This window comes from Antrihabitans stalagmiti (genome assembly GCF_016482825.1).
In the GTDB taxonomy this organism is placed as follows: domain Bacteria; phylum Actinomycetota; class Actinomycetes; order Mycobacteriales; family Mycobacteriaceae; genus Antrihabitans; species Antrihabitans stalagmiti.
Genome location: NZ_JAEMNV010000009.1, coordinates 14,141 through 34,987 on the forward strand (window position 1 = coordinate 14,141; position 20,847 = coordinate 34,987).

The 20,847-nt window shown below is 64.0% G+C and carries 20 protein-coding genes; 11 read left to right on the forward strand and 9 right to left on the reverse strand.

Annotated features, from left to right (window positions below; all coding sequences use genetic code 11):
• The first annotated feature begins 2 nt into the window (after positions 1 to 2).
• Together JGU71_RS23580 and JGU71_RS23585 are read left to right on the forward strand one after the other, a co-directional pair.
• Positions 3 to 1,253, forward strand: coding sequence for a KasA/KasB family beta-ketoacyl-ACP synthase (locus JGU71_RS23580; RefSeq protein WP_199706979.1), 1,251 nt, complete (start codon positions 3 to 5; stop codon positions 1,251 to 1,253).
• Between the two features lie 100 nt (positions 1,254 to 1,353).
• Positions 1,354 to 2,787: an acyl-CoA carboxylase subunit beta gene (locus JGU71_RS23585; RefSeq protein ID WP_199706980.1), complete on the forward strand. Its 1,434-nt coding sequence runs from the start codon at positions 1,354 to 1,356 to the stop codon at positions 2,785 to 2,787.
• Between the two features lie 6 nt (positions 2,788 to 2,793).
• Here JGU71_RS23585 and JGU71_RS23590 read toward each other — a convergent pair whose 3' ends face one another.
• The 3 genes from JGU71_RS23590 to JGU71_RS23600 all read right to left on the reverse strand — a co-directional run bounded on the left by JGU71_RS23590 (position 2,794) and on the right by JGU71_RS23600 (position 4,654).
• A complete protein-coding gene (locus JGU71_RS23590; protein ID WP_199706981.1) occupies positions 2,794 to 3,153 on the reverse strand; it encodes a hypothetical protein in 360 nt (119 codons plus the stop codon).
• A 43-nt stretch (positions 3,154 to 3,196) separates the two neighbouring features.
• Positions 3,197 to 3,709: a DUF3145 domain-containing protein gene (locus tag JGU71_RS23595; protein ID WP_199706982.1), complete on the reverse strand. Its 513-nt coding sequence runs from the start codon at positions 3,707 to 3,709 to the stop codon at positions 3,197 to 3,199.
• 132 nt (positions 3,710 to 3,841) lie between these two features.
• The gene (locus JGU71_RS23600; protein ID WP_199706984.1) at positions 3,842 to 4,654 is read right to left on the reverse strand and encodes a serine hydrolase domain-containing protein; all 813 of its coding nucleotides are present in this window, start codon (positions 4,652 to 4,654) and stop codon (positions 3,842 to 3,844) included.
• A 51-nt stretch (positions 4,655 to 4,705) separates the two neighbouring features.
• Here JGU71_RS23600 and JGU71_RS23605 point away from each other — a divergent pair, with 51 nt between their 5' ends.
• On the forward strand, positions 4,706 to 5,905 hold the full coding sequence (locus tag JGU71_RS23605) for a serine hydrolase domain-containing protein (protein WP_199707352.1): 1,200 nt from the start codon (positions 4,706 to 4,708) through the stop codon (positions 5,903 to 5,905).
• 63 nt (positions 5,906 to 5,968) lie between these two features.
• A complete protein-coding gene (locus JGU71_RS23610) occupies positions 5,969 to 6,760 on the forward strand; it encodes a hypothetical protein (RefSeq protein WP_199706986.1) in 792 nt (263 codons plus the stop codon).
• A 3-nt stretch (positions 6,761 to 6,763) separates the two neighbouring features.
• On the opposite strand, the gene JGU71_RS23615 is transcribed toward JGU71_RS23610, so the two are convergent.
• From JGU71_RS23615 to JGU71_RS23625, 3 genes are all read right to left on the reverse strand, one after another.
• Positions 6,764 to 7,894, reverse strand: a complete 1,131-nt coding sequence (locus JGU71_RS23615) for an NDMA-dependent alcohol dehydrogenase (protein WP_199706988.1) — start codon at positions 7,892 to 7,894, stop codon at positions 6,764 to 6,766.
• A 71-nt stretch (positions 7,895 to 7,965) separates the two neighbouring features.
• A complete protein-coding gene (locus JGU71_RS23620; RefSeq protein WP_199706990.1) occupies positions 7,966 to 8,490 on the reverse strand; it encodes a DinB family protein in 525 nt (174 codons plus the stop codon).
• Positions 8,491 to 8,568: 78 nt separating this feature from the next.
• A complete protein-coding gene (locus tag JGU71_RS23625; protein WP_233530023.1) occupies positions 8,569 to 9,627 on the reverse strand; it encodes a phosphotransferase family protein in 1,059 nt (352 codons plus the stop codon).
• Between the two features lie 72 nt (positions 9,628 to 9,699).
• Here JGU71_RS23625 and pabB point away from each other — a divergent pair, with 72 nt between their 5' ends.
• Both pabB and JGU71_RS23635 read left to right on the forward strand, forming a co-directional pair.
• Positions 9,700 to 11,829, forward strand: a complete 2,130-nt coding sequence (gene pabB, locus JGU71_RS23630; protein ID WP_233530024.1) for an aminodeoxychorismate synthase component I — start codon at positions 9,700 to 9,702, stop codon at positions 11,827 to 11,829.
• The gene (locus tag JGU71_RS23635; RefSeq protein WP_199706992.1) at positions 11,826 to 12,617 is read left to right on the forward strand and encodes a hypothetical protein; all 792 of its coding nucleotides are present in this window, start codon (positions 11,826 to 11,828) and stop codon (positions 12,615 to 12,617) included. Before pabB ends, JGU71_RS23635 begins: the two co-directional genes overlap by 4 nt.
• A 7-nt stretch (positions 12,618 to 12,624) precedes the next feature.
• Here JGU71_RS23635 and JGU71_RS23640 read toward each other — a convergent pair whose 3' ends face one another.
• Positions 12,625 to 13,032, reverse strand: a complete 408-nt coding sequence (locus JGU71_RS23640) for a hypothetical protein (protein WP_199706993.1) — start codon at positions 13,030 to 13,032, stop codon at positions 12,625 to 12,627.
• A 62-nt stretch (positions 13,033 to 13,094) separates the two neighbouring features.
• Complete coding sequence (locus JGU71_RS23645; RefSeq protein ID WP_199706994.1) at positions 13,095 to 14,918, reverse strand: flavin-containing monooxygenase; 1,824 nt, start codon at positions 14,916 to 14,918, stop codon at positions 13,095 to 13,097.
• A 161-nt stretch (positions 14,919 to 15,079) separates the two neighbouring features.
• On the opposite strand from JGU71_RS23645, the gene JGU71_RS23650 reads away from it, so the two are divergent.
• The 4 genes from JGU71_RS23650 to JGU71_RS23665 all read left to right on the forward strand — a co-directional run bounded on the left by JGU71_RS23650 (position 15,080) and on the right by JGU71_RS23665 (position 19,383).
• Positions 15,080 to 16,369, forward strand: coding sequence for a helix-turn-helix domain-containing protein (locus tag JGU71_RS23650; RefSeq protein ID WP_199706995.1), 1,290 nt, complete (start codon positions 15,080 to 15,082; stop codon positions 16,367 to 16,369).
• Between the two features lie 120 nt (positions 16,370 to 16,489).
• On the forward strand, positions 16,490 to 17,137 hold the full coding sequence (locus JGU71_RS23655) for a response regulator (RefSeq protein ID WP_199707358.1): 648 nt from the start codon (positions 16,490 to 16,492) through the stop codon (positions 17,135 to 17,137).
• Complete coding sequence (locus JGU71_RS23660) at positions 17,137 to 18,765, forward strand: GAF domain-containing sensor histidine kinase (RefSeq protein WP_199706996.1); 1,629 nt, start codon at positions 17,137 to 17,139, stop codon at positions 18,763 to 18,765. The genes JGU71_RS23655 and JGU71_RS23660 overlap by 1 nt, the downstream gene beginning before the upstream one ends.
• A 132-nt stretch (positions 18,766 to 18,897) precedes the next feature.
• Complete coding sequence (locus tag JGU71_RS23665) at positions 18,898 to 19,383, forward strand: CBS domain-containing protein (protein WP_199706997.1); 486 nt, start codon at positions 18,898 to 18,900, stop codon at positions 19,381 to 19,383.
• Positions 19,384 to 19,387: 4 nt separating this feature from the next.
• Here JGU71_RS23665 and JGU71_RS23670 read toward each other — a convergent pair whose 3' ends face one another.
• Positions 19,388 to 19,936, reverse strand: coding sequence for a TetR/AcrR family transcriptional regulator (locus JGU71_RS23670; RefSeq protein WP_199706998.1), 549 nt, complete (start codon positions 19,934 to 19,936; stop codon positions 19,388 to 19,390).
• A gap of 94 nt (positions 19,937 to 20,030) precedes the next feature.
• On the opposite strand from JGU71_RS23670, the gene JGU71_RS23675 reads away from it, so the two are divergent.
• Positions 20,031 to 20,819, forward strand: coding sequence for an SDR family NAD(P)-dependent oxidoreductase (locus JGU71_RS23675; protein WP_199706999.1), 789 nt, complete (start codon positions 20,031 to 20,033; stop codon positions 20,817 to 20,819).
• The last annotated feature ends 28 nt before the right edge of the window (positions 20,820 to 20,847 follow it).

Sequence of the window (20,847 nt, forward strand, 5' to 3'; positions counted from 1 at the left end):
CCGTGACCAGTCCTTTCCTCAGAAACGGGAACTTCCCCAACGTCGTCGTGACGAGCATGGCAGCGACGACGTCGATCGCGGGTGACGTGGACGCAACGTGGAAGGGCCTGCTCAACGGCGAAAGCGGTATCGACGTACTCGAGGACGACTTCGTTGCCGAATACGACCTTCCGGTCAAGATCGGCGGCAAGCTGAAGGTCAATCCGGCGACCCTGCTCACCAGGGTCGAGATGCGTCGACTCGCTTACGTCGAGCGGATGGCCACGGTGCTCGGACGCGAAGTCTGGCGTAATGCAGGCAGCCCGGTGGTCGACCCCGAACGTCTCGCGGTCGCCATCGGCACCGGCCTCGGCGGCGGCGACGCACTGATCGATTCGGTGGAGAAGCTGAAGAACGGCGGGTACCGCAAGGTGTCCCCGCTTGCCGTTCAGATGGTCATGCCGAACGGTCCGTCGGCGGTCGTCGGCCTGGAACTCAAGGCGCAGGGCGGCGTGATCACGCCGGTCTCGGCTTGTTCCTCGGGTTCCGAGGCCATCGCCAACGCATGGCGAATGATCGTGATGGGTGACGCCGACATCGTCGTCACCGGCGGCGTCGAGGGTCATATCGATGCTGTCCCGATCGCGGCGTTCACCATGATGCGCGCCATGAGCACCCGCAACGACGATCCGAAGGGCGCATCGCGTCCGTTCGATCGTGACCGCGACGGATTCGTCTTCGGCGAGGCCGGCGCACTCATGGTCCTCGAATCCGAGGAGCATGCTCGCGCACGCGGAGCAACGATCCATGCTCGGGTGCTCGGCGCAGGCATCACGTCCGACGGATACCACCTCGTCGCGCCCGATCCGGAAGGCAACGGCGCAGCCCGTGCCATGCGGCGGGCGATCGAGACCGCGGGCTTGACCAAAGCGGACATCACGCACGTCAACGCTCACGCAACGGCAACACCTATCGGTGACACAGCCGAAGCCAACGCGATCAACAAGGCTGTGGGCAACCATGCTTCGGTGTACGCACCGAAGTCTGCACTCGGTCACTCGATCGGCGCCGTCGGCGCTCTCGAGTCCGTGCTCACAGTCATGAGCATCAGGGACGGGATCGTCCCACCGACGCTGAACCTGGACAACCAGGATCCAGCGATCGATCTCGACGTCGTGCACGGCGAACCTCGTCGTGGCGAAATCGAGTATGCGATCAACAACTCGTTCGGTTTCGGCGGGCACAACGTAGCGCTCGCCTTCGGTCGGGCATAACCCGACCAGCTAGCTCGTCTCGATCCGGATGGATCGCCTCACCAAGGCGATCCATCCGGACCACGGCCCCTTCGTGGGCCATAGCTTCAGGAGGACGGCGATGACTATTTTGGCCCCCGCGACAAGGCTGGATTCAGCTACGGATCCGCGCGATCCTCTTGTAAGGCTCCAGAACTTCTTCGATTCGGGCACCGTCACGCTGTTGCACCCGCGCGACAGGTCCGGCGTCCTCGCCGCGATCGGCGAAGTCGACGGCGTCCGCACCGCCGCATACTGCTCGGACGCGACCGTCATGGGCGGCGCAATGGGAGTCGACGGCTGCAAGCACATCGTCCTCGCCATCGACACGGCGATCGACAAACAAATTCCCGTTGTCGGACTTTGGCATTCCGGTGGGGCACGCCTCGCCGAAGGAGTCGAAGCCCTGCACGCCGTCGGACTCGTCTTCGAGGCGATGGTTCGAGCATCCGGCAACGTCCCACAGATTTCGGTCGTCCTCGGCTTTGCTGCCGGTGGCGCCGCATACGGTCCGGCACTGACCGACATCGTCATCATGGCTCCGGAAGGCCGCGTCTTCGTGACCGGCCCGGACGTCGTGCGCAGTGTCACCGGCGAGCAGGTCGACATGGCCTCCCTCGGCGGACCCGACACCCATACCAAGAAGTCCGGCGTCGCCCATATCGCGGCCGCCGACGAGGCCGATGCCTTGCACCGCGCACGCCGCTTGGTTTCCATGTTCTCCGAGCAGGGCACCTTCGATCAGGTTGCCGCCGAGCACGGTGACACCGACCTGAAGGCTCTGCTCCCCGCGTCCGCGCGGCGCGCATACAACGTCAAGCCGATCGTTCACGAACTTCTCGACAACGTCGACGGTGAGTCGAGTTTCGAAGAGCTGCAAGCGAACTGGGCTCGTAGCATCGTGACCGGACTCGGTCGGATCAGTGGCCGCACCGTCGGTGTCATCGCCAACAACCCGATCCGCCTCGGCGGTTGCCTCAATTCCGAGAGCGCCGAGAAGGCCGCACGGTTCGTGCGACTGTGCGACGCGTTCGGCATTCCGTTGGTTGTGATCGTCGATGTACCCGGCTATCTGCCCGGCGTCAGTCAGGAATGGGAAGGTGTGGTTCGCCGCGGCGCCAAGCTGCTGCACGCCTTCGCGGAGGCTCGGGTCCCGCGGGTCACCTTGGTGACCAGGAAGATCTACGGCGGCGCGTACATCGCGATGAATGCTCGCGCTCTCGGCGCGACGGCGGTCTTCGCGTGGCCCGAATCAGAGGTTGCGGTGATGGGCGCGAAGGCTGCGGTCGGCATTCTGCACAAGCGCGCCCTCGCGGCTGCGCCCGACGACGAGCGCGAAGCGCTGCACGACCGCCTGGCTGCCGAACACGAAGCCATCGCTGGCGGCGTGGGGCGCGCTGTCGAGATCGGCGTGGTCGACGAAATCATCGATCCAGCCAAGACGCGAAGCAAGATCACCGCGGCGCTGGCTGCTGCGCCCGCGCGACGCGGCAATCACAAGAACATTCCGCTCTGACCGGTTTCAGTCCGAGGTCTTGTCGTCGCTCTTGTCAGCGTTTTCTGCAGCGGCCTTCTTGTCTTCTTCCGTGGCGTTTTCACGATCTTCGGGCGGGATGATCTCGCCTTTGTCGTCGAGCCAGTCCGCGATGGCCGTCCCTGACACAGTGCCGTCGGTACCTGGCAAAACGACAGACTTTCGCGCGTCGGGTTCGTACTTGTCCTCGAGTTGCTTGGCTTCCTCTTTGGCGCTGTCGAGGGCGTCCTGATCGGGCTCCGGCGTCTCGGTGACCTGCTGGCCATCGGTCGGGTCGGCGCGGTCGACCGCGTCGGAACCGGTGCCTTCGTCGGCCGCCTTCGCTTGCTCTGCATCTGTTGATGTCATACGACGGGGGTTCCCTTGCCCCGTCATGTCAAACCTTGAAAACTCAGCCGACGTCGCGACGCAGCCAGGTCACTTCGGCACCTTCGCCGCCACTGCGATAGGGCTCGAGTGCGTCGTCCCACGCTGTGCCGAGAGCCGTGTCGAGTTCGGTCATGAAGCTGTCGCGGCCGGCGGCCAGCATCGAGCGCAGGCGCATCTCGCCGAGCACGACGTCACCGTTCGCGCTGGTCGATCCACGCCAGAGTCCGAGTCCGGGAACGAAGCTGAACCGTTCGCCGTCGACACCTTCGCTCGGATCTTCGGTGACTTCGAAACGCAACATCGACCAGGACCGCAGCGCGTTTGCGATCCGCGAACCGGTGCCGACGGGGCCGACCCAGTTGCTTGTCGCACGCAGCAGCCCGTCAGAGGCCGGCTGTGCCGTCCACTTCAAGTTCGCCCGTGTCTCGAGAGCCGCTGTCAGGGCCCATTCGACATGCGGGCACAGCGCAGCTGGCGACGAGTGGATGTAGACAACACCCGATGTCGCTTCGGCGAACTGATTTAATGCGCGCACCTCAAACACCTCCGGCTTCGACGAGGGGACGTCTTCCCCAACGGCCTCTGTCTGAACGGAGAGCGATGCTTCAGTTACCTAGTGTGCCCTGTGGGACCCCTGTTGCGCTAGTGCAACGGCCCGGCGTGTTGTCTACCTGCGTAGATCGTCGACGACGGCGTCGCTGAGATCGGGCCACACAGTCTTCGCCCAGTCACCGAAAGCACGATCGGTCAGTACAACGCACGCGGCGGCGAGCGCTGGGTCGACCCACAGGAACGTTCCGGACTGCCCGAAGTGCCCGTAGGTTTGCTTCGAATTTGCCTCGCCGGTCCAATGTGGAGCCTTGCCGTCCTTGAGTTCGAACCCGAGGCCCCAGTCGTTCGGCCGCTGCGGTCCGAAGCCAGGCAGCACGCCGGCGAGATCGGGAAACTGCAGCGACGTCGCGTCGTATGCCGTCGCGGGATCGATCAGTGTCGGCGACACGAGCTCGCTCGCGAATCTGGACAGGTCCCCGACCGTCGATTCGGCACCGTGCCCAGCCGGACCGCTCAGGACGGAACTGTTCATGCCGAGTGGGACGAAAACAGCCTCGTGCAGATACTCGGCGAAGGCGATCGACGTCTTCTCCTCGACGAAGTCCGCGAGAACCTCGAAACCGGCGCTCGAGTAGATCCGCCGGGTACCAGGTTCGGCCTGGACCCGGTTCTGATCGAACGCGAGGCCCGATGCGTGGGCAAGCAGATGACGGACCGTACTACCGGCAGGACCAGCGGGGTCATCGAGTTCGAACGCGCCCTCTTCGACGGCGATCAACGTCGCGTAGGCCACAAGCGGCTTCGTGACCGAGGCGAGTGTGTACACCCGGTCCACGTCACCTGCAGTGCCCTGCACCCCAGCTGCAGTGACCACCGCCGCCGCTGCGTTGTCGACGGGCCACCGACCGATCTGTTCCAGACTGCGCACGCCTGCCACCCTACGGCTGCGACGACGGGAATAGACTCCCGCGTCATGGCTATGACAGCGACCTCGGTGACCATCCACGGCGATGTCGACGAGGGTTTCGGCGGTGTCGCAGACGCTTTTCGGCGGAACTTCACGACCCACGGTGAGATCGGGGCATGCGTCGCGGTGTACCGAGACGACAAACTTGTCGTCGACCTGTGGGCAGGACATCGCGACCGCCGCCGCAAGGTCGAGTGGGAACGCGACACCATCGCGCCGCTGTTCTCGTCCACCAAGGGCATGGCTGCGTTCACGATCGCGGCAGCTGTGTCCGCGGGCCTGCTCGACTACGACGAGCGCGTCGCGCACTACTGGCCCGAATTCGCTGCCAACGGCAAGGACGAGGTGACAGTTCGGCAGCTGATCGACCATCAGGCCGGGCTGTCCGGACTCGATGTGGACCTCCGGCTCGACGATCTCCTCGACCTCGACGCACTCGCCCCGATCCTTGCCGCCCAGAAGCCGGCGTGGCGGCCCGGCACCAAGCACGGCTACCACGCCATCACTCTCGGGTTCTACGAGGGCGAATTGATCAGGCGCGTGGATCCCGAACACCGTTCCCTCGGCCGATATTTCGCCGAAGAGATCGCGGCGCCACTCGGCCTCGACTTCTTCATCGGCTACCCCGAGTCCGAAGGACTCGAACGGGTGGCGGCGTTGTCGGCAACGCGTGGTCTCGATGTCGCTCGGTACGAACGCGACCTGCCGGTGCGAATCGGCATCGACCTTTTCCGCAAGAGCGGGCTCGCCTATCGCGCGTTGTCCAATCCGAATATCGGTGCGCCCGAACGCGCAGCGCGCCAGAAGTTTCTGACCCCCGAGATTCCGGCGTCCAACGGCGTCGGCAATGCGCGAGCACTTGCTACGGCCTACGGTGCCGCAGCGACGGGGCGGTCGGAACTGCCTGTGTCGGCCGAGGTATTGGCAGAACTCGGTGAACCAGGAAGGGACGGAACGGTTCCCGCGCACGACCTCGTGCTCTACACCGACAGCCGCTACCATCTCGGTTTCCGGAAGTCGAGTCCAGCGTTTGCCTTCGGCTCACCCGATCATCGGGCCTACGGAACGACCGGCCTCGGTGGGTCGTTCGGTTTCGCCGACCCGACAACCGGACTCGGCTTCGGGTACGTCATGAATCGGTTGGGCCTGGCAATTCTCGACGATGTGCGCAGCCGGAATCTTCGAACGGCGGTCTTCCGCGCATTGGCATAGCGGACACGGCAGTCGCGCCTTACAATCTGCGCTGTCGGGCCGCTGCGTCGGAAGGCACCTTTCGTGAAAACCGTGGGTACTGTGATCGACAAAGTTCTTGCCAATCCCATTGCAGGACTTGCTCCGTGGATCGTCTACAGCCTCGTCGAGGGCGAGGGCAGGCTCGAACTGTCCGCATCTCTCGCCTTCGGTGTTGCACTGGCCATTCTGCTGATCAACTGGCTCCGGGGTAGCGCGCCCAAGTTGCTCGAATACGCCGACGTCGTATTCTTCGGCGGGGTCGCACTTTTCGTCGCGGTAGCAACGGACGGCCAACGCGATTGGCTCGAGTTGTGGGGCGGTGAAATCGCCAATCTTGCCCTTGTCGTGATTTCGGTGGGCTCCATTCTGATCCGCAAACCGTTCACGTTGGCGTACGCCAAAGAGGAAACTCCCGAAGAGTACTGGGACACACCGCAATTCCTGCGAGCGAACTACATCATCACCGGGGCGTGGGCGCTCGCCTTCATCGTCGAGGCTGCGTCAGGTTGGTACGGCGACGCAGTCCTGCACAACTCGGACAACATCTGGACCGGCTGGGTCGTGCAGACAGCGGCTCTGCTGATCGCAGTGCAGTTCACACTCTGGTACCCGGCACGAGTCGAAGCCCAAGGTGCGATCGCGGCGGGCGAATCAACGACTCCCCCACCACCGATCACGGCCTTCTTCGCTCAGATCACTCCCCTGCTCGCTGTCGCCGGCATCATCGCGCTCTTCGTCGGCGATGTGCCGGTGTGGGTCGGCGTCGCTTTGATCGTCGTCGGTGTCGGGCTCACCAAGGCCCTGTCTTCGCCGAAGCCCGTCGTCGCGGCCTGAGCGCTACCGGTCGGCGTCCGTGTACTTGATGACACCGCGGATGTTGCGACCTTCGAGCATGTCCTTGTAGCCCTCGTTGATCTCGTCGAGGGAGTAGGTCCTGGTGATCATGTCGTCGAGATTGAGCTGACCCGACTTGTACAGGCGCAGCAGCCGAGGAATGTCCTTGCGCGCGTTGCCACCTCCGAAGATGGCGCCCTGCACACGCTTCTGCAGCATTGCCAGCAGGAAGTTGTTCTGCTTGACGTCGAAATCGATCATGTGACCCATCGCCGTGACAACGCAGGTGCCCGCCTTGCTTGTCAGCGTCAACGTCGGCTCGACCAATTCGCCCTTCATCTCACCGACCGTGATGATCGACTTCTCCGCCATCCGCCCCTCGGTCAACTCCATGACCGGGACGATCGCCGATTCGACGTTCTCGAACGTGTGCGTCGCGCCGAATTTCATGGCCATCTCCCGTTTCCACGGCAGCGGATCGATGGCGATGACGTTCGTGGCACCGGACAGCACGGCACCCTGCAGTGCGCTCATCCCGACACCACCGATACCGACGATCACGGTTGTATCGCCCGGCATCACGTTGGCGACGTTCGTCGCAGAGCCGAATCCGGTCGGAACGCCACAACCGACGAGGCACGCGACCTCGAAGGGAACCGTCGGATCGATTTTCACGACCGACGTGTGATGGACGGTCATGTACGGCGAGAACGTGCCGAGCAAGCACATCGGGATGACGTTCTGGCCGCGGGCCTGAATTCGATAGGTGCCGTCGCTGATCGCGAGGCCGGACAGCAGTCCGGCGCCGAGGTCGCACAGTGCCATCTGGCCACTCACACACGCGGGACAGCGACCGCACGCCGGAATGAACGACAGCACAACGTGATCGCCGATCGCGAGGTCCGCAGGCACCCCCGGCCCGAGTTTGGTGATGACGCCGGCGCCTTCGTGCCCGCCCATCACGGGGAACGACGGCATCGGCGTCGCTCCGGTGACGATGTGGTGATCCGAGTGGCACATTCCAGCGGCTTCGAGCTGGATCTGCACTTCGCCGGCGACCGGCTCGCCGATTTCGATTTCCTCGACCGACCACTGCTCGCCGAGCCCCCACAGAACAGCGCCCTTGGTTTTCATTCCGTCCAGCCTCTCGTATGCATGAGCCACCATGTGACCGCTCACACATTACGTCAAAACTGAAACACGTTCTAGGGCGACTCCCCGACATCGTGCAAGTGGTGGATCGGGTCGTGCACGAAGTAGCGGGCAAGGGACTCGGCGGTGAAGTGTGCACCGTCGCTGCGGCGCGCGGATCGGTGCCGCAGTTCCGGTGCGACGCTGCCGAACGCCGTCGCGGCAACCTCCGCGGCCGCCGTCAATTCGTCGGCAACAACGGCGGGATCCTGCAGGTCGTAGCGCTCGGCAACGGCAGTCGCATCCTGATCCCAGTTGGCGAAGAGCGGATCGTCCTCGGTGAGCAGCAAGGCCAATCGCTCGGGAAACAGGCGGAAGACGTCGCGAACGTGTGCGGCATACTCCAACGGAGACCACGTCGAATCGTTCGGCCGCTCACGGACATCGGGGCGAGCGAGCACCGCGGGCCAGGCAGCGGCGTTGCGGCGCAACAACTCCGGAATCGAATCGTAGGCAGTCGAGGCGGGATCGAAGGAACATTCCGGGCACGGACGCTCGAGGACCCAGGTCCAGTCTTTGGTTTCGGGAACGATAGCCATTGGCACAGAATAGATTTCGACTCCACTGCCGCGCCATCAACAATCGGCCAGCCAACGACGATATCGAGACAAACCGCCTCACTCCAGCAGGGCCGCTGCCTTCTCGAACAGCCGGACCGTCATCGAGTGCAACAGATCGCCGACCGGCTTCGGCGCCTTTCCTGCACAGGCGCGTGCATGCGTGCCTTCGAGCACGATGCCCAGCTTGAAACAGGCAAGCACGGTGTACCAGGAGACGGCGCCAAGGTCACGATCGGAATGCTCGCCGTAGTGCGCGATCAATTCGGCCGGTGTCGCCAGACCGCCTGCAGTCGAGAGCGCACCGACAAGGGCATTCAACTCCGACCCGTCGGGCCACGTTGCGAGCAACCAACCGAGATCGAGGAGCGGATCGCCGATCGTCGACATCTCCCAGTCGACCAACGCCGCAAGTTCGGGTCCGTCGTAGCGGAACATCATGTTGGCGAGGTGGCAGTCGCCGTGCAGGATGCCGGGCGTCCACTGCGCCGGGCGGTGCTGTTCCAGCCACGCGGCGACCTTGTCGACCCCTGGGATGTCCGGACCCGGATAGCCGTCGTTGCGACTGTAGGACTCCAGCTCCGACAGCCACCTCGGCACCTGGCGTTCCAGGAAGCCATCGGGTCGGCCGTAGTCGCCGAGGCCGATCGCCTCGTAGTCGATGTTGCCGAGTTGTGCGAGCGCCGCTGCGGCGGACAGTCCCATCCCGTGTCGGATCGACGCATCGGAGGCATGCAGATCCGGCAACCCGACCGCCGGGCTGAATCCCTCGATGGGTTCCATCAGGTAGAACACCGCGCCGCCGAGAACGGTCTCGTCGGTGCATGCCGCGATGAGCCCGGGTGCGGGAACAGCGGTGTCGTTGAGGGCCGCGAGCAAACGTGACTCGCGGCGCAAGACCTCGTTGCTCTTCGCCCTCAGGTGCCGCGGCGGTCTACGCAGAACGAACTCCCGCCCGCCTCGGGTGAACCGCAGCAGGACGTTCTGTGTCCCGCCGCCGATCGTTGCGACGTCGGTGAACGGTCCGGTTTCCAGACCTTGCGACTCCATCCAATCACCGACGACGGCGAAGTCGACGAGGCTCGGATCGACGTTGGTCGGCTGCGCTACATCGGGCATCAGGCCATTGTGCAGGACGCCACGGCGAGCCCACCGGTGGAGTCTGCGAAAATTCGACAGTCACCGAAGAAGATGAGTGAGCCATTGCGGACGCTGCTGATCGACAACTACGACTCGTTCACGTACAACCTGTTCCAGCTGCTCAGTGTCGTGAACGGCACCGAGCCGGTTGTCGTGCGCAACGACGAAGTCGACGGTATCGCGGCGCTCGGTCTCGCCGCCTACGACAACATCGTCATCTCACCGGGACCCGGACACCCCTCGGTACCAAGAGATTTCGGCGTCTCGGCCGACCTCATCCGCTACGCCGACCTACCCCTGCTCGGCGTCTGCCTCGGCCATCAGGGCATCGTGGTCGACGAGGGCGGCACCGTTGCCGCCGCGCCGACCCCGCGCCACGGTTACGTCGAACGGATTCACCACACCGGCACCGAACTGTTTGCCGAACTCCCCCAAGACTTTTCGGTCGTTCGGTATCACTCGCTCGCGGCAGCCGTCCCGCTTCCGGATTCGCTCGAAGCGACGGCCTGGGCACCGGACGGCGTAGTTATGGCTCTCCGGCACCGCACCAAGCCTCGCTGGGGCGTGCAGTTTCATCCCGAGTCGGTCGCGTCGGAACACGGAACGACGTTGCTGCGCAACTTCGCTGACCTGACTCGCACGCGACGAGTCACCCGACCTTCGATCGCCATTCGTCCCGAACAAATTGCGCCGGTGCTGATTCCGCATCCGCACGCGTCTGCTTACCGACTCAACGTCGCGGTCATAGACCGCGCCGTCGAAACCGAGGGCGCGTTTCTTCGCCTGTATTCTGCTGCCGCACATGCATTTTGGCTCGACAGCGAACACGTCGAACCCGGGTTGGATCGATTCTCCTTCCTCGGCGACGCTTCCGGACCGCTTGCCGAACTGGTTCGCTACGACGTCGGCGACGGGAGTGTGAGCGTCGAGACCACAGCCGGTCGCACAACCGTCGCAGGGACCGTCTTCGACTATCTGCGGCAACGGCGGATCGGAAAGCCGACCGACCTACCGTTCGACTTCACCTGTGGCTACGTCGGCTATTTCGGCTACGAACTCCGCGCCGATGTCGGTCCGGCGGGGCAGCACCGCGCCGACACTCCGGACTCGCAGTGGATCTTCGCCGACCGCATGATCGCTGTCGACCACGAGGACAACGCGACGTATCTGCTTGCGCTCGACGACGGTGGCGACAGCGGCAGCGCAGGGTCCGCGGCAGCGCAACAGTGGCTGTCGGAGACACGCGCGCTGTTGGCGACGGTACCGACCTGGCTGGAGCCGACCGGGCTGTCCCGGTCCGTCGACGTCGCGGCCGCAGAGCAGACGCTCGTGCGCGACCATTCCCGCTACCTCGCAGACATCGCGATCTGTCAGGAGAAGCTGCGAGCAGGCGAATCGTACGAGGTGTGCCTGACGAACAGTTCTCGCGTGCCTGCCACCGGCAACGGGCTAGGCCTGTATCGCGTACTTCGCCGCTGCAACCCGGCACCGTACGGCGCGTATCTCCGCCTGGCGGGCTGCGAAGTAGCGTGCTCGTCGCCCGAACGTTTCCTCAAGGTCGACCGCAATCGAATGGTCGAGAGCAAACCGATCAAAGGTACGGCAGCGCGCGGTGCCACCACCTTCGACGACGACCGGCTACGCGACGAACTGGCATCGAGCAGTAAGACGCGCGCCGAGAACCTGATGATCGTCGATCTGCTGCGCAACGACCTCGGCAAGGTGTGCGAGATCGGTAGCGTGCACGTTCCCAAGTTGATGGTCACCGAGACCTACCGGACCATGCACCAACTGGTGTCGACAGTGCGCGGGACGTTGCGCCGGGATGTCGACGTCGTCGATTGTGTCGAAGCCTGTTTTCCCGGCGGTTCGATGACCGGTGCACCGAAGCTGCGAACGATGGAGATCATCGACGGCCTGGAGACGGAGGCGCGCGGCATCTACTCGGGCGCGATCGGCTTCCTCGGACTCGACGGAACAGCGGACCTCAATGTCGTCATCCGGACCGCCGTGCTCACGGACGGCGAATGGCGGATCGGCGCGGGAGGAGCCATCGTGCTCGATTCCGACGCCGAGGACGAGTACCAGGAGATGGTGCTCAAAGCTGTCGCAACCCTGCGCGCTCACGATACGTACGGAAACGACGACCTGAGCGCCGGTGCGTATGGTGGACCCCGATGACTCTCCCACTCCTCACGCTGGAACCAACGCGTCTCGGCATGGTCGCGGCAGCGGACCAGCTCGGGTTGCTGGGTGGCCTCGAGGAGCCGAGTCAAGCGTGCCGAGCGGTATTCCTCGCCGCCGAGGTCGGGGCAATCGCGTGGGACGAAGAGGCCTGGCCGGACCTCGCGTTCGGCGTCTGGTCCGACGGAGTCGAGGCAACCACGTCGCGTCGCCGCAGGTCTGCCGATACCCCGACCGCTGAATTGAGTACGTGGTTGCAACTGCAGCCGGAATGGCCGCAACTCGGGGGCACTGCCATCGAATGGCCGCTGCCGTCAGCGAAGGAACTGCTCGGTTTCGACGATCGGCTCCGAGCCTTGTCCTTCGCTGCGGTGGAGTCGTTCAACAGCATTCACGATCGCGCCGTGCGGATGGCCCGAGCGCTGGTCGGCGACGCTCCTCCGGTTGCGACACCCAGACCTGCGCCGCAACCCGCCCATAGCCCACGCCGCACGTTCACCGCTGCGGGAGTCGCCGGCTCGGAACACGATGTGCCCGATGTGTTGGCGTCGCTTGCTCGGAGCGCCGAGATCAACGCGGCCGACGGCAAGAACGGCGAGAGGCCCACAGGGGTACTCGCACATCTCGGGCACGCCGTCACGGTGCTGCCGAACGGTTCCGTGCCGTTGACGGGCAACGCACATCACGGTCGATTTCTGGTAACCCTCACAGCGACCATCGAGTCGCCCGCGCACTCCGTGTCGACCAACGGTTCGATGCCACGAAACGGTTCGGCACCAACTTAGATTCTCGCTAGCGTCGCCGCGGCTTCGGAGTCGGCGCCGGCGGCTCCTCGTCGAAATGCACGCCGGTGATTCGCCCGAGCGTGTCGACACCGGGAAGCCGCGCGACCAGCTTGCGGACATCTTCGGCGACGCCCGCCAACTGCTCGAGCCGAGGCATGATCTGGTCGAGCGTTGCGAACAGCGGATCGGCAAGTGCGAGAGTCCGATCCAGCCGATCGAGCGTCCTGTTGAGGCGTTCGACCGCGTTGGCGAGATTGTCGATCAGGTCCGGCATCTGCGCCGCCAGATGTACCGATGCCTGCGGTGTACGAATGGCGGTGTCGAATGCGCTCGCGGCGACGGCCTGCGCGGCCTCCACTGCAGCCTGCGCCGCGGCGAGGATGTCCGACGGATTGGGAACCTTAGGGCTCGTCATGACATCTACTCTGCCCCACCGCGATGCAGACTGCAGCAAATTTGTAGCAAGACGTGCAGACCTCAACTCAGGTGATGCACCTTCTGCAGTCCGTAGACGGGCGTCGGGATGTCCTCGTAGCGTGCCTTGAGCTGGAGGGCCAGATACAGCGAATAGTGCCGCGACTGGTGCAGATTCCCGCCGTGGAACCACAGGCCGGGTTGCTGGGTCGGCTTCCACATGTTGCGCTGCTCGCCTTCCCACGGTCCAGGGTCCTTCGTCGTGTCGGAGCCGAGTCCCCAGCATTTGCCGACCTTGTCGGCGACATCCTGTCCGATCAGATCGGCGGCCCACCCGTTCATCGAGCCGTAGCCGGTCGCATAGACGACGAGGTCGGCCTCCAGTTCGGTGCCGTCGGCGAGAATCACACTGTGCTCGGTCAATTCACGGACCTGACCGTGCGCGAGCTTGATGTCGCCGTTCGCGACGAGCTCCGCGGCACCGACGTCGATGTAATAGCCCGACCCACGCCGCAGATACTTCATGAACAGCCCCGAACCGTCGTCACCCCAGTCGTGATCGAAGCCGGCCGCCTCGAGCCGGTCGTAGAAGTCCTTGTCGCGCTCTCGAATTGCGTCGTACACGGGGATCTGGAACTCGTGCATGATCCGGTACGGCAACGATGCGAAGGTCAGATCTGCCTTCTGCGTCGTCATGCCTGCCGCGAGTGCACGCTCCGAATACAGATCGCCGAGACCGAGATCCATCAGCGAATCCGACTTGACGATGTGCGTCGAAGACCGCTGCACCATCGTCACGTCGGCGCCCGCCTCCCACAGCGCGCCACAGATGTCGTGGCTGGAGTTGTTGGCTCCGATCACGACGACCTTCTTGCCTGCATACCGGTCCGGTCCGGGGTGGTGACTCGAATGATGTTGCTCGCCTTGGAATTTGTCCTGGCCCGGGAAGGTGGGAACATTCGGCTTGCCCGACATACCCGTCGCAAGCACAAGTTGTTTCGGTCGTAGCGTGACCTCTTCGCCCGCGCGGTCGACGACGACGGTCCACTCTTCGGCGGCTTCGTCGTAGGTCGCGGATTTGCAGGTCGTGGAACTCCAGTACGGCACCTCCATAACCTTCGTGTACATCTCGAGCCAGTCGCCGATCTTGTCTTTCGGCGCGAACACCGGCCAGTTCTCCGGGAACGGCATGTATGGCAGGTGGTCGTACCAGACGGGATCGTGCAGGCACAGCGACTTGTAGCGATTGCGCCACTGATCGCCCGGTCGGGCTTGCCGGTCGACGACGATCGCGGGAACGCCGAGTTGGCGCATCCGGGCGCCGAGCGCGATCCCGCCCTGGCCACCGCCGACGATGACGACGTAGGGCTGGCGAGTGTAGCCGAGTTCGGCTTCTTCGTTGGCCCTCTGCTCCGACCAGGTCACGCGGTTGGGGTCGGCGCCGTGCTGCACACCTCGCGGGCGGCTCGTACCTTTACCTTCCTCGTGCCCCTTCAGTTCCTGCATCGCGGTGAGCAACGTCCACGCGCCTTCGTCGTTGAGTCGCAGATGGCCGGTACCCCGCCCGACGGAAGTCTCGAACGCAATCCACGCCGAGGTGACGCCGCCGTCCTCGGTCGGGGTTTCGGTCGTTCGGAAGCCGCTGGGGTCGGTGTCGGCGAGCCGCTCGGTAAGCATCTCGGCGACGCCCTCGCGCCCTTCGACCGTCTTGAGATTCCAGGTGAAGGAGACGAGGTCGCGCCAGAAACTAGCTGTGGCGAACATTCCGGCCGCAGCGTCGATGTCGCGTGCAGCGAGCGCGGCTTCGAACCCCGCGAGCCAAGCGTCGACCCGTTCCTGTGGTCCCTGCGGCAGGCTGCCGGTCTCTCGTTCGAGTGTTCGGGTCATCGCAACTCCTTGTGATCTTTGTGACTGATCGTTGTGACTCACAGCACACGCTTCTGCTGCAATCGCGACAAGGGTTGCATCGGGTTGCACGGCCGCAGCGGTGTGGCGGAGGACACAAAAGCCCGCCTATGCTCGCAGTGAGTACCCGACAGAGAGCAGCCGTGAGCAATTTCAGCGCGATCACGCCAGGCACCGACCTGCCGCGATACGCGCGTGAGCTGAGTCGGATGCACGACGCCGTCATCGCGGGCAGCCGCTCGGGTATGCGACCACGCGACATCGTCGCTCGCTCGTGGTCGCGGGTGCTCGAATCCGGACTCGATCCCGACGGCAGCAACGTGCGCGACCCGATGTCGGTCGACGAGGTACAGCGCCGCCGCCGCGAATCGCCGCTGTCGAGTGTCATCGACGAGTTGGAACAGGTGATTTCGGCGGTCGCCGACGTGTCCCAACTACTTCTGGTCGTCACCGATGCCGAGGGCGTCATCCTGTGGCGTATGGGTGCGGCGAACGTCCGCCGCCGTGCGGACAGTCTCGGCTTCAGCGAGGGAGCCGAGTGGACGGAGGCGCGGGTCGGCACCAATGCGATCGGCACCGCGCTGGCCGAAAGCGCTCCTGTGCAACTGTTTTCGGCCGAGCACTTCGAGCAGTCACAGCACCCCTGGTATTGCACAGCGGCACCGATCCACGATCCGCGCACCGGCGAACTGCTCGGCATCGTCGATGTGAGCGGTCCGGCGTTGACGCTGCACCCCACGATCACCGCGCTTGTCGAAACCGGGGTCCGACTCGCGGAGTCGCAACTGTGGAGACATCACGAACACCGGCTCGACCGGCTCCGGACCGCGGCAGCACCACTGCTTGCGTCGGTCCGCGGACCGCTGCTTCTCGTCGACGAACACGGCTGGGTCGCGCATACGTCGGGCGTGACGAGCCGCGCCCGTATCGCAGTTCCGCGATCCGAGCGTGCGCTTGCGGTGCCCGGCCTCGGTCTGTGTATGCCGGAGCGGATCTCCGACGGCTGGCTGATCCGACCTGCAGGCGACAACACTCGGCTGACCATTCGGCTCGATCTGACGGGGACGCCTGCCGTCGAACTCACCGGCGCGGACGCGCAGTGGCGGAGCGCGTTGACGTCGCGGCATGCCGAGATACTGCTACTGCTCCACCTGTCCGGACCACAGGGTGTCACCGCGGCTGCCATGAGTCAGGCGATCTACGGCGACGCCGAACATGTCGTCACGGTGCGCGCCGAAGTATCTCGACTGCGTCGCACACTCGGTGCGGTGATCGAGAGTCAGCCGTATCGCCTCGCCGAATCAGTTGACATGACAATCGATTTCGGGGCCGCCGCCTCGCTGTCGGACTGCGCGTTCGTCAGAGCGTCGTCCAGTCCTGCACTTCGCGAACTTGTTGCGCGCGCGGTCGATTCGAATCAGGTGCGAAACTGAAACCCGTGCCGATAGCTAGGGCCTTTGGTCACCTGCATCCAGGGATGATTCGGGTATTCCCGCGACCATCAGCGGGCTAACCTGGACGCAGGTCCAACGATGAAGCGGGGTTCACCGGCGATGATCAGGGTATTTCTCGTGGACGATCACGAAGTCGTCAGACGCGGCTTGGTCGACCTACTTTCCAGCGATCCGGCGCTGGAGGTGATCGGCGAAGCAGCAGACGTTTCCGAAGCAATGGCACGAATTCCGGCGCTCAGCCCGGACGTTGCCGTGCTCGACGTCCGACTACCCGACGGCAGCGGCATCGAACTCTGCCGCGATCTGCTCTCCCAACTCCCCGATCTGCGCTGCCTGATCTTGACATCGTTCACCGACGAAGAGGCCATGCTCAACGCGATCCTCGCCGGCGCAAGCGGGTACGTCGTCAAAGACATCAAAGGTATGGAACTCGCCAAGGCCATCAAAGACGTCGGCTCCGGTAAGTCGTTGCTCGACAACCGTGCCGCGGCCGCACTGATGATGCGGCTGCGCACCCACGCCGACACCAAGAACGGTCCACTCGCAGGCTTGACCGATCGCGAGCGCAACCTACTCGACCTGCTCGCAGACGGCCTGACCAATCGGCAGATCGCCGGTCACATGTTCCTTGCGGAAAAGACTGTCAAGAACTACGTCTCCCGCTTGCTCGCAAAACTCGGCATGGAACGTCGAACGCAGGCTGCCGTTTTCGCATCCGAACTTCGTCGGCAGGTCCAGCAATCCTGATGCCCGGCAATCCCCAACGCCTGCCGAGCCCGCCTCGCGATCGTGTCGACGGGCTGGTCGAGGCGATGCTCACGGTGACCTCAGGCCTCGACCTCGACGCCACACTTCGGACCATCGTGCACACGGCAATCGGACTGGTCGATGCGCGCTACGGCGCACTCGGCGTTCGTGGTCCAGGAGATGAACTGTCGGAATTTCTCTATGAAGGCATAAACGAGCCGACTCGCGATCTGATCGGCCCCCTACCTGCCGGGCACGGCGTCCTCGGGCAGTTGATCGAACAGCCTGAGCCGCTGCGGCTCGGCGATCTCGCGCAGCATCCCGCCTCCGTCGGATTCCCCGCGAACCATCCGCCGATGCGGACTTTTCTCGGCGTCCCTGTCAGGGTGCACGCGGAAGTCTTCGGCAACCTCTATCTGACGGAGAAAGCCGACGGCCATTCGTTCACCGCCGAGGACGAATTGCTCGTCGAAGCGCTGGCGGCAGCCGCGGGCATTGCGATCGAAAACGCCAGACTCTACGAGCGCGCGCGGACCCGTGAATCCTGGATCGAAGCGACACGGGACATCGCAACAGCCTTGCTCGCCGGTGCCGAGCCACCGTCGGTCTTTCGACTGATCACCGAGAAGGCAAAGACACTCACCGACGCGGATACGTCGTTTCTCGCGGTGCCCGATGACCCCAATCTTCCCGCCGCCGAGCTGATCGTCACAGAGGCAACAGGCGACGATTGCGAGCGCATTCAGCAGACACCGTTACTGCTGGTAGGCACTCCCCTCGGCCGTTCGTATCGAGAACGGATACCGCTGCGCTACGAACGTTTCGAGGCAGCCAATCCGGTCCTGATCGAGCACACGGGACCCGCGCTCGTCCTGCCGCTGCGGACCAGCGAGACGGTCACCGGGATTGTGGTCGTTCTGCGCAAAGCAGGCGCTCGACCGTTCACCGAGGATCAGCTCGAAATGATGGCCGCATTCGCCGACCAGGCGGCACTGGCACTGCAGCTGGCGTCCGCGCAACGACACATTCGCGAACTCGACATCGTCACCGACCGCGACCGAATTGCCCGCGACCTGCACGACCACGTCATCCAGCGGCTGTTCGCGGTCGGCCTATCGCTGCAGGGCACGATCGCCCGCGCAGTGGCACCCGAGGTCAGGCAACGGCTGACCGATACCGTCGACTCGCTGCAGGAAGTGGTGCAGGACATAAGGACTGCGATCTTCGGACTACAGGTCGGCGTGGCAGGGTTCGCGCGACTGCGCGAGCGGCTGGAGCTTGCGATCGCGCAACAGACGAGCAATTCGACGATCAAGACCAGCTTTCACGTCACGGGTCCGCTATCGGTCGTCGAGCACGCCCTGGCCGATCACGCAGAAGCTGTTGTCCGGGAGGCCGTCAGCAACGCGGTCCGGCATTCGTGGGCGACGACGGTGTCGGTCAACATCACCGTCGACGACGATCTGACGATCGAAGTCACCGACAACGGCGGCGGCCTGCCGACACACGTCACCCGAAGCGGATTGCGCAATCTCGAATCGCGCGCACGCGAGGCGCACGGTTCGCTCACCGTGCATTCGATACCCGCGGCCGGGGTGCACCTGGTGTGGGCTGCACCGTTGATGTAACCGACAGATCGCGTTTGGTCCCTTCGATTAGGGACCAAAGTCCCATCAAACGAGTGCTCTAGTAGCTGTTGTCATGTCACATGAGCGGGGATTCTCAGGTACCAACCCGATTGAGTGGAGACCATGAAATCCATGCCGGCATTCGAGTTTCCGATGCGAAACGACCCCGAAGTCGAATCGATCCGTGCACTCGATCTGATGACCAGTCCCGTTGTGACCCTTCGAGACGGTGCGCGACTCAGCGAGGTCCTCGAGACCATACTCGCGAGCGGCGTCGCGACACTTCCTGTGGTGAGCACGGACGGGACGTTGATCGCACTGGTGACCGAGGAGTCCGTCGCGAAGGCAGAGATGCTCGGGTTGTGGTCGGGGCGTTTCACGTGGAGTGACATCACGCTGTCGAAGCGGATGACGGCGGCGGTGTTCCATTTCGCCGAGCCGGCCACCTCGGTCGGTCCGGCGGCACGACTGTCCGAGATCGTCGACCAGATGCTGGAAAAGCGGTTGCGCTCGATACCCGTCGTCGACGACGGAAATGTCATCGGGATGGTCGGCTGGCGCGAAATCTTCGCGGCCCTCGTTCGACTGCACTCGAATCCGCCGTACTCGACCAGCTGAGCGCTCAGTGCGTCATGGGCAACTGGCGAACAAGCGACTCACAGATCGCCCGGCGTTCGTTCTGGTCGAATTGATGCACGAGTAGGCCTTCGACGGTGAAGACCCAGATCTTCACGACCGCGTCGAGTTCGGATTCGACGACGCCGAGCGCATTCAGCTCACCGCGCAGGACCGCCTCACTCATGCCGTGGAACCCGTCGTGCCAGGCATCGATCGACGCCGACACCGCGATCCGGGAATGCACGGTCGTGATCAACTTGCTCGTGTCGTCCAACCGCTCGACCAACCACAACAACCGGTCCGCCATCTGGGTCGGTGCGGTCGTGACGTAGGCCTGCCACGCGTCGGCCAGCACGGCGTCGAGCACGGCGAGCAGAACGTCGTCCTTGTCACGGAAGTACCAGTAGATCGTGTTCGCCGCGATGCCTGCACCGGCGGCAAGCTTGCTCATCGCCGTCGCCTCGTAGCCCTCTTCCAGGAAGAGCCGACGTGCGACCGCGACGATTTCGGCAGTCTTCTCCTCACGATCCTGTGGGCGTTTGTTCCGTGGCATCGTGACGAGCCTATCTTGAATAGCGATCAAGAAGAAGCTAGGGTCGGTATCGTTCTTGAATCGCGTTCAAGATAAAGACAACCAGAGGACACCTATGACCACGCGTACCGCACTCATCACCGGAGCGTCCGCAGGCATCGGCGCAGCGTTCGCCAGGCACCTTGCGGCGGAGGGCTTTTCGCTGCTTCTCGTCGCCCGCCGGGCCGAAAAGCTGGAAGACCTTGCTGCGGAGTTACGCGACGACACCATCCGCTGCGACGTGTTCGCCGCCGATCTCACCGACCCCGCCGCTCCCCGCGCGATCGTCGACTTCGCCCGTGAGCAGGGCATCGACATCGATGTCCTCATCAACAATGCTGGACTGTCCGGCAAGACCGCTTTCGCCGAAACATCCTGGGAGACACTGGCAGGCGAGATTCAACTGATGGTCACCGCCGTGACCGAACTCGCGCACCTCGTCATTCCCGGGATGCGCGAGCGCGGCTGGGGCCGGATAGTCAATCTGTCGTCGATCGCAGCCTTCTCGCCGCCCGGTGCGAGCTTGCTGTACACCGGCATCAAGAGCTACGTCCTCAACATCTCGCAGTCACTCGATATGGAGTTGAAGCCCGACGGCATCCACGTCACTGCGCTGTGCCCTGGATTCACCCACAGCGAGTTCCACGACACGATGGGCACTCGCGACACCGCCTCCAAACTGCCTGCAATTCTGTGGCAGGAACCGGAAGACGTTGTACGCGAAGGCTGGAGCGCTGTTTCGAAGGGCAAACCGGTCTGCGTGCCCGGCACCGTCAACAAACTGATCTCCAACAGTATGCGTCCGGTGCCGTTCAGCCTGCAGTACGTCCTCGGCCGCACGTTCAATCCGTTCAAGAACGGCTGACGTGGCCTAAGACTCGGCGCCCGAATCC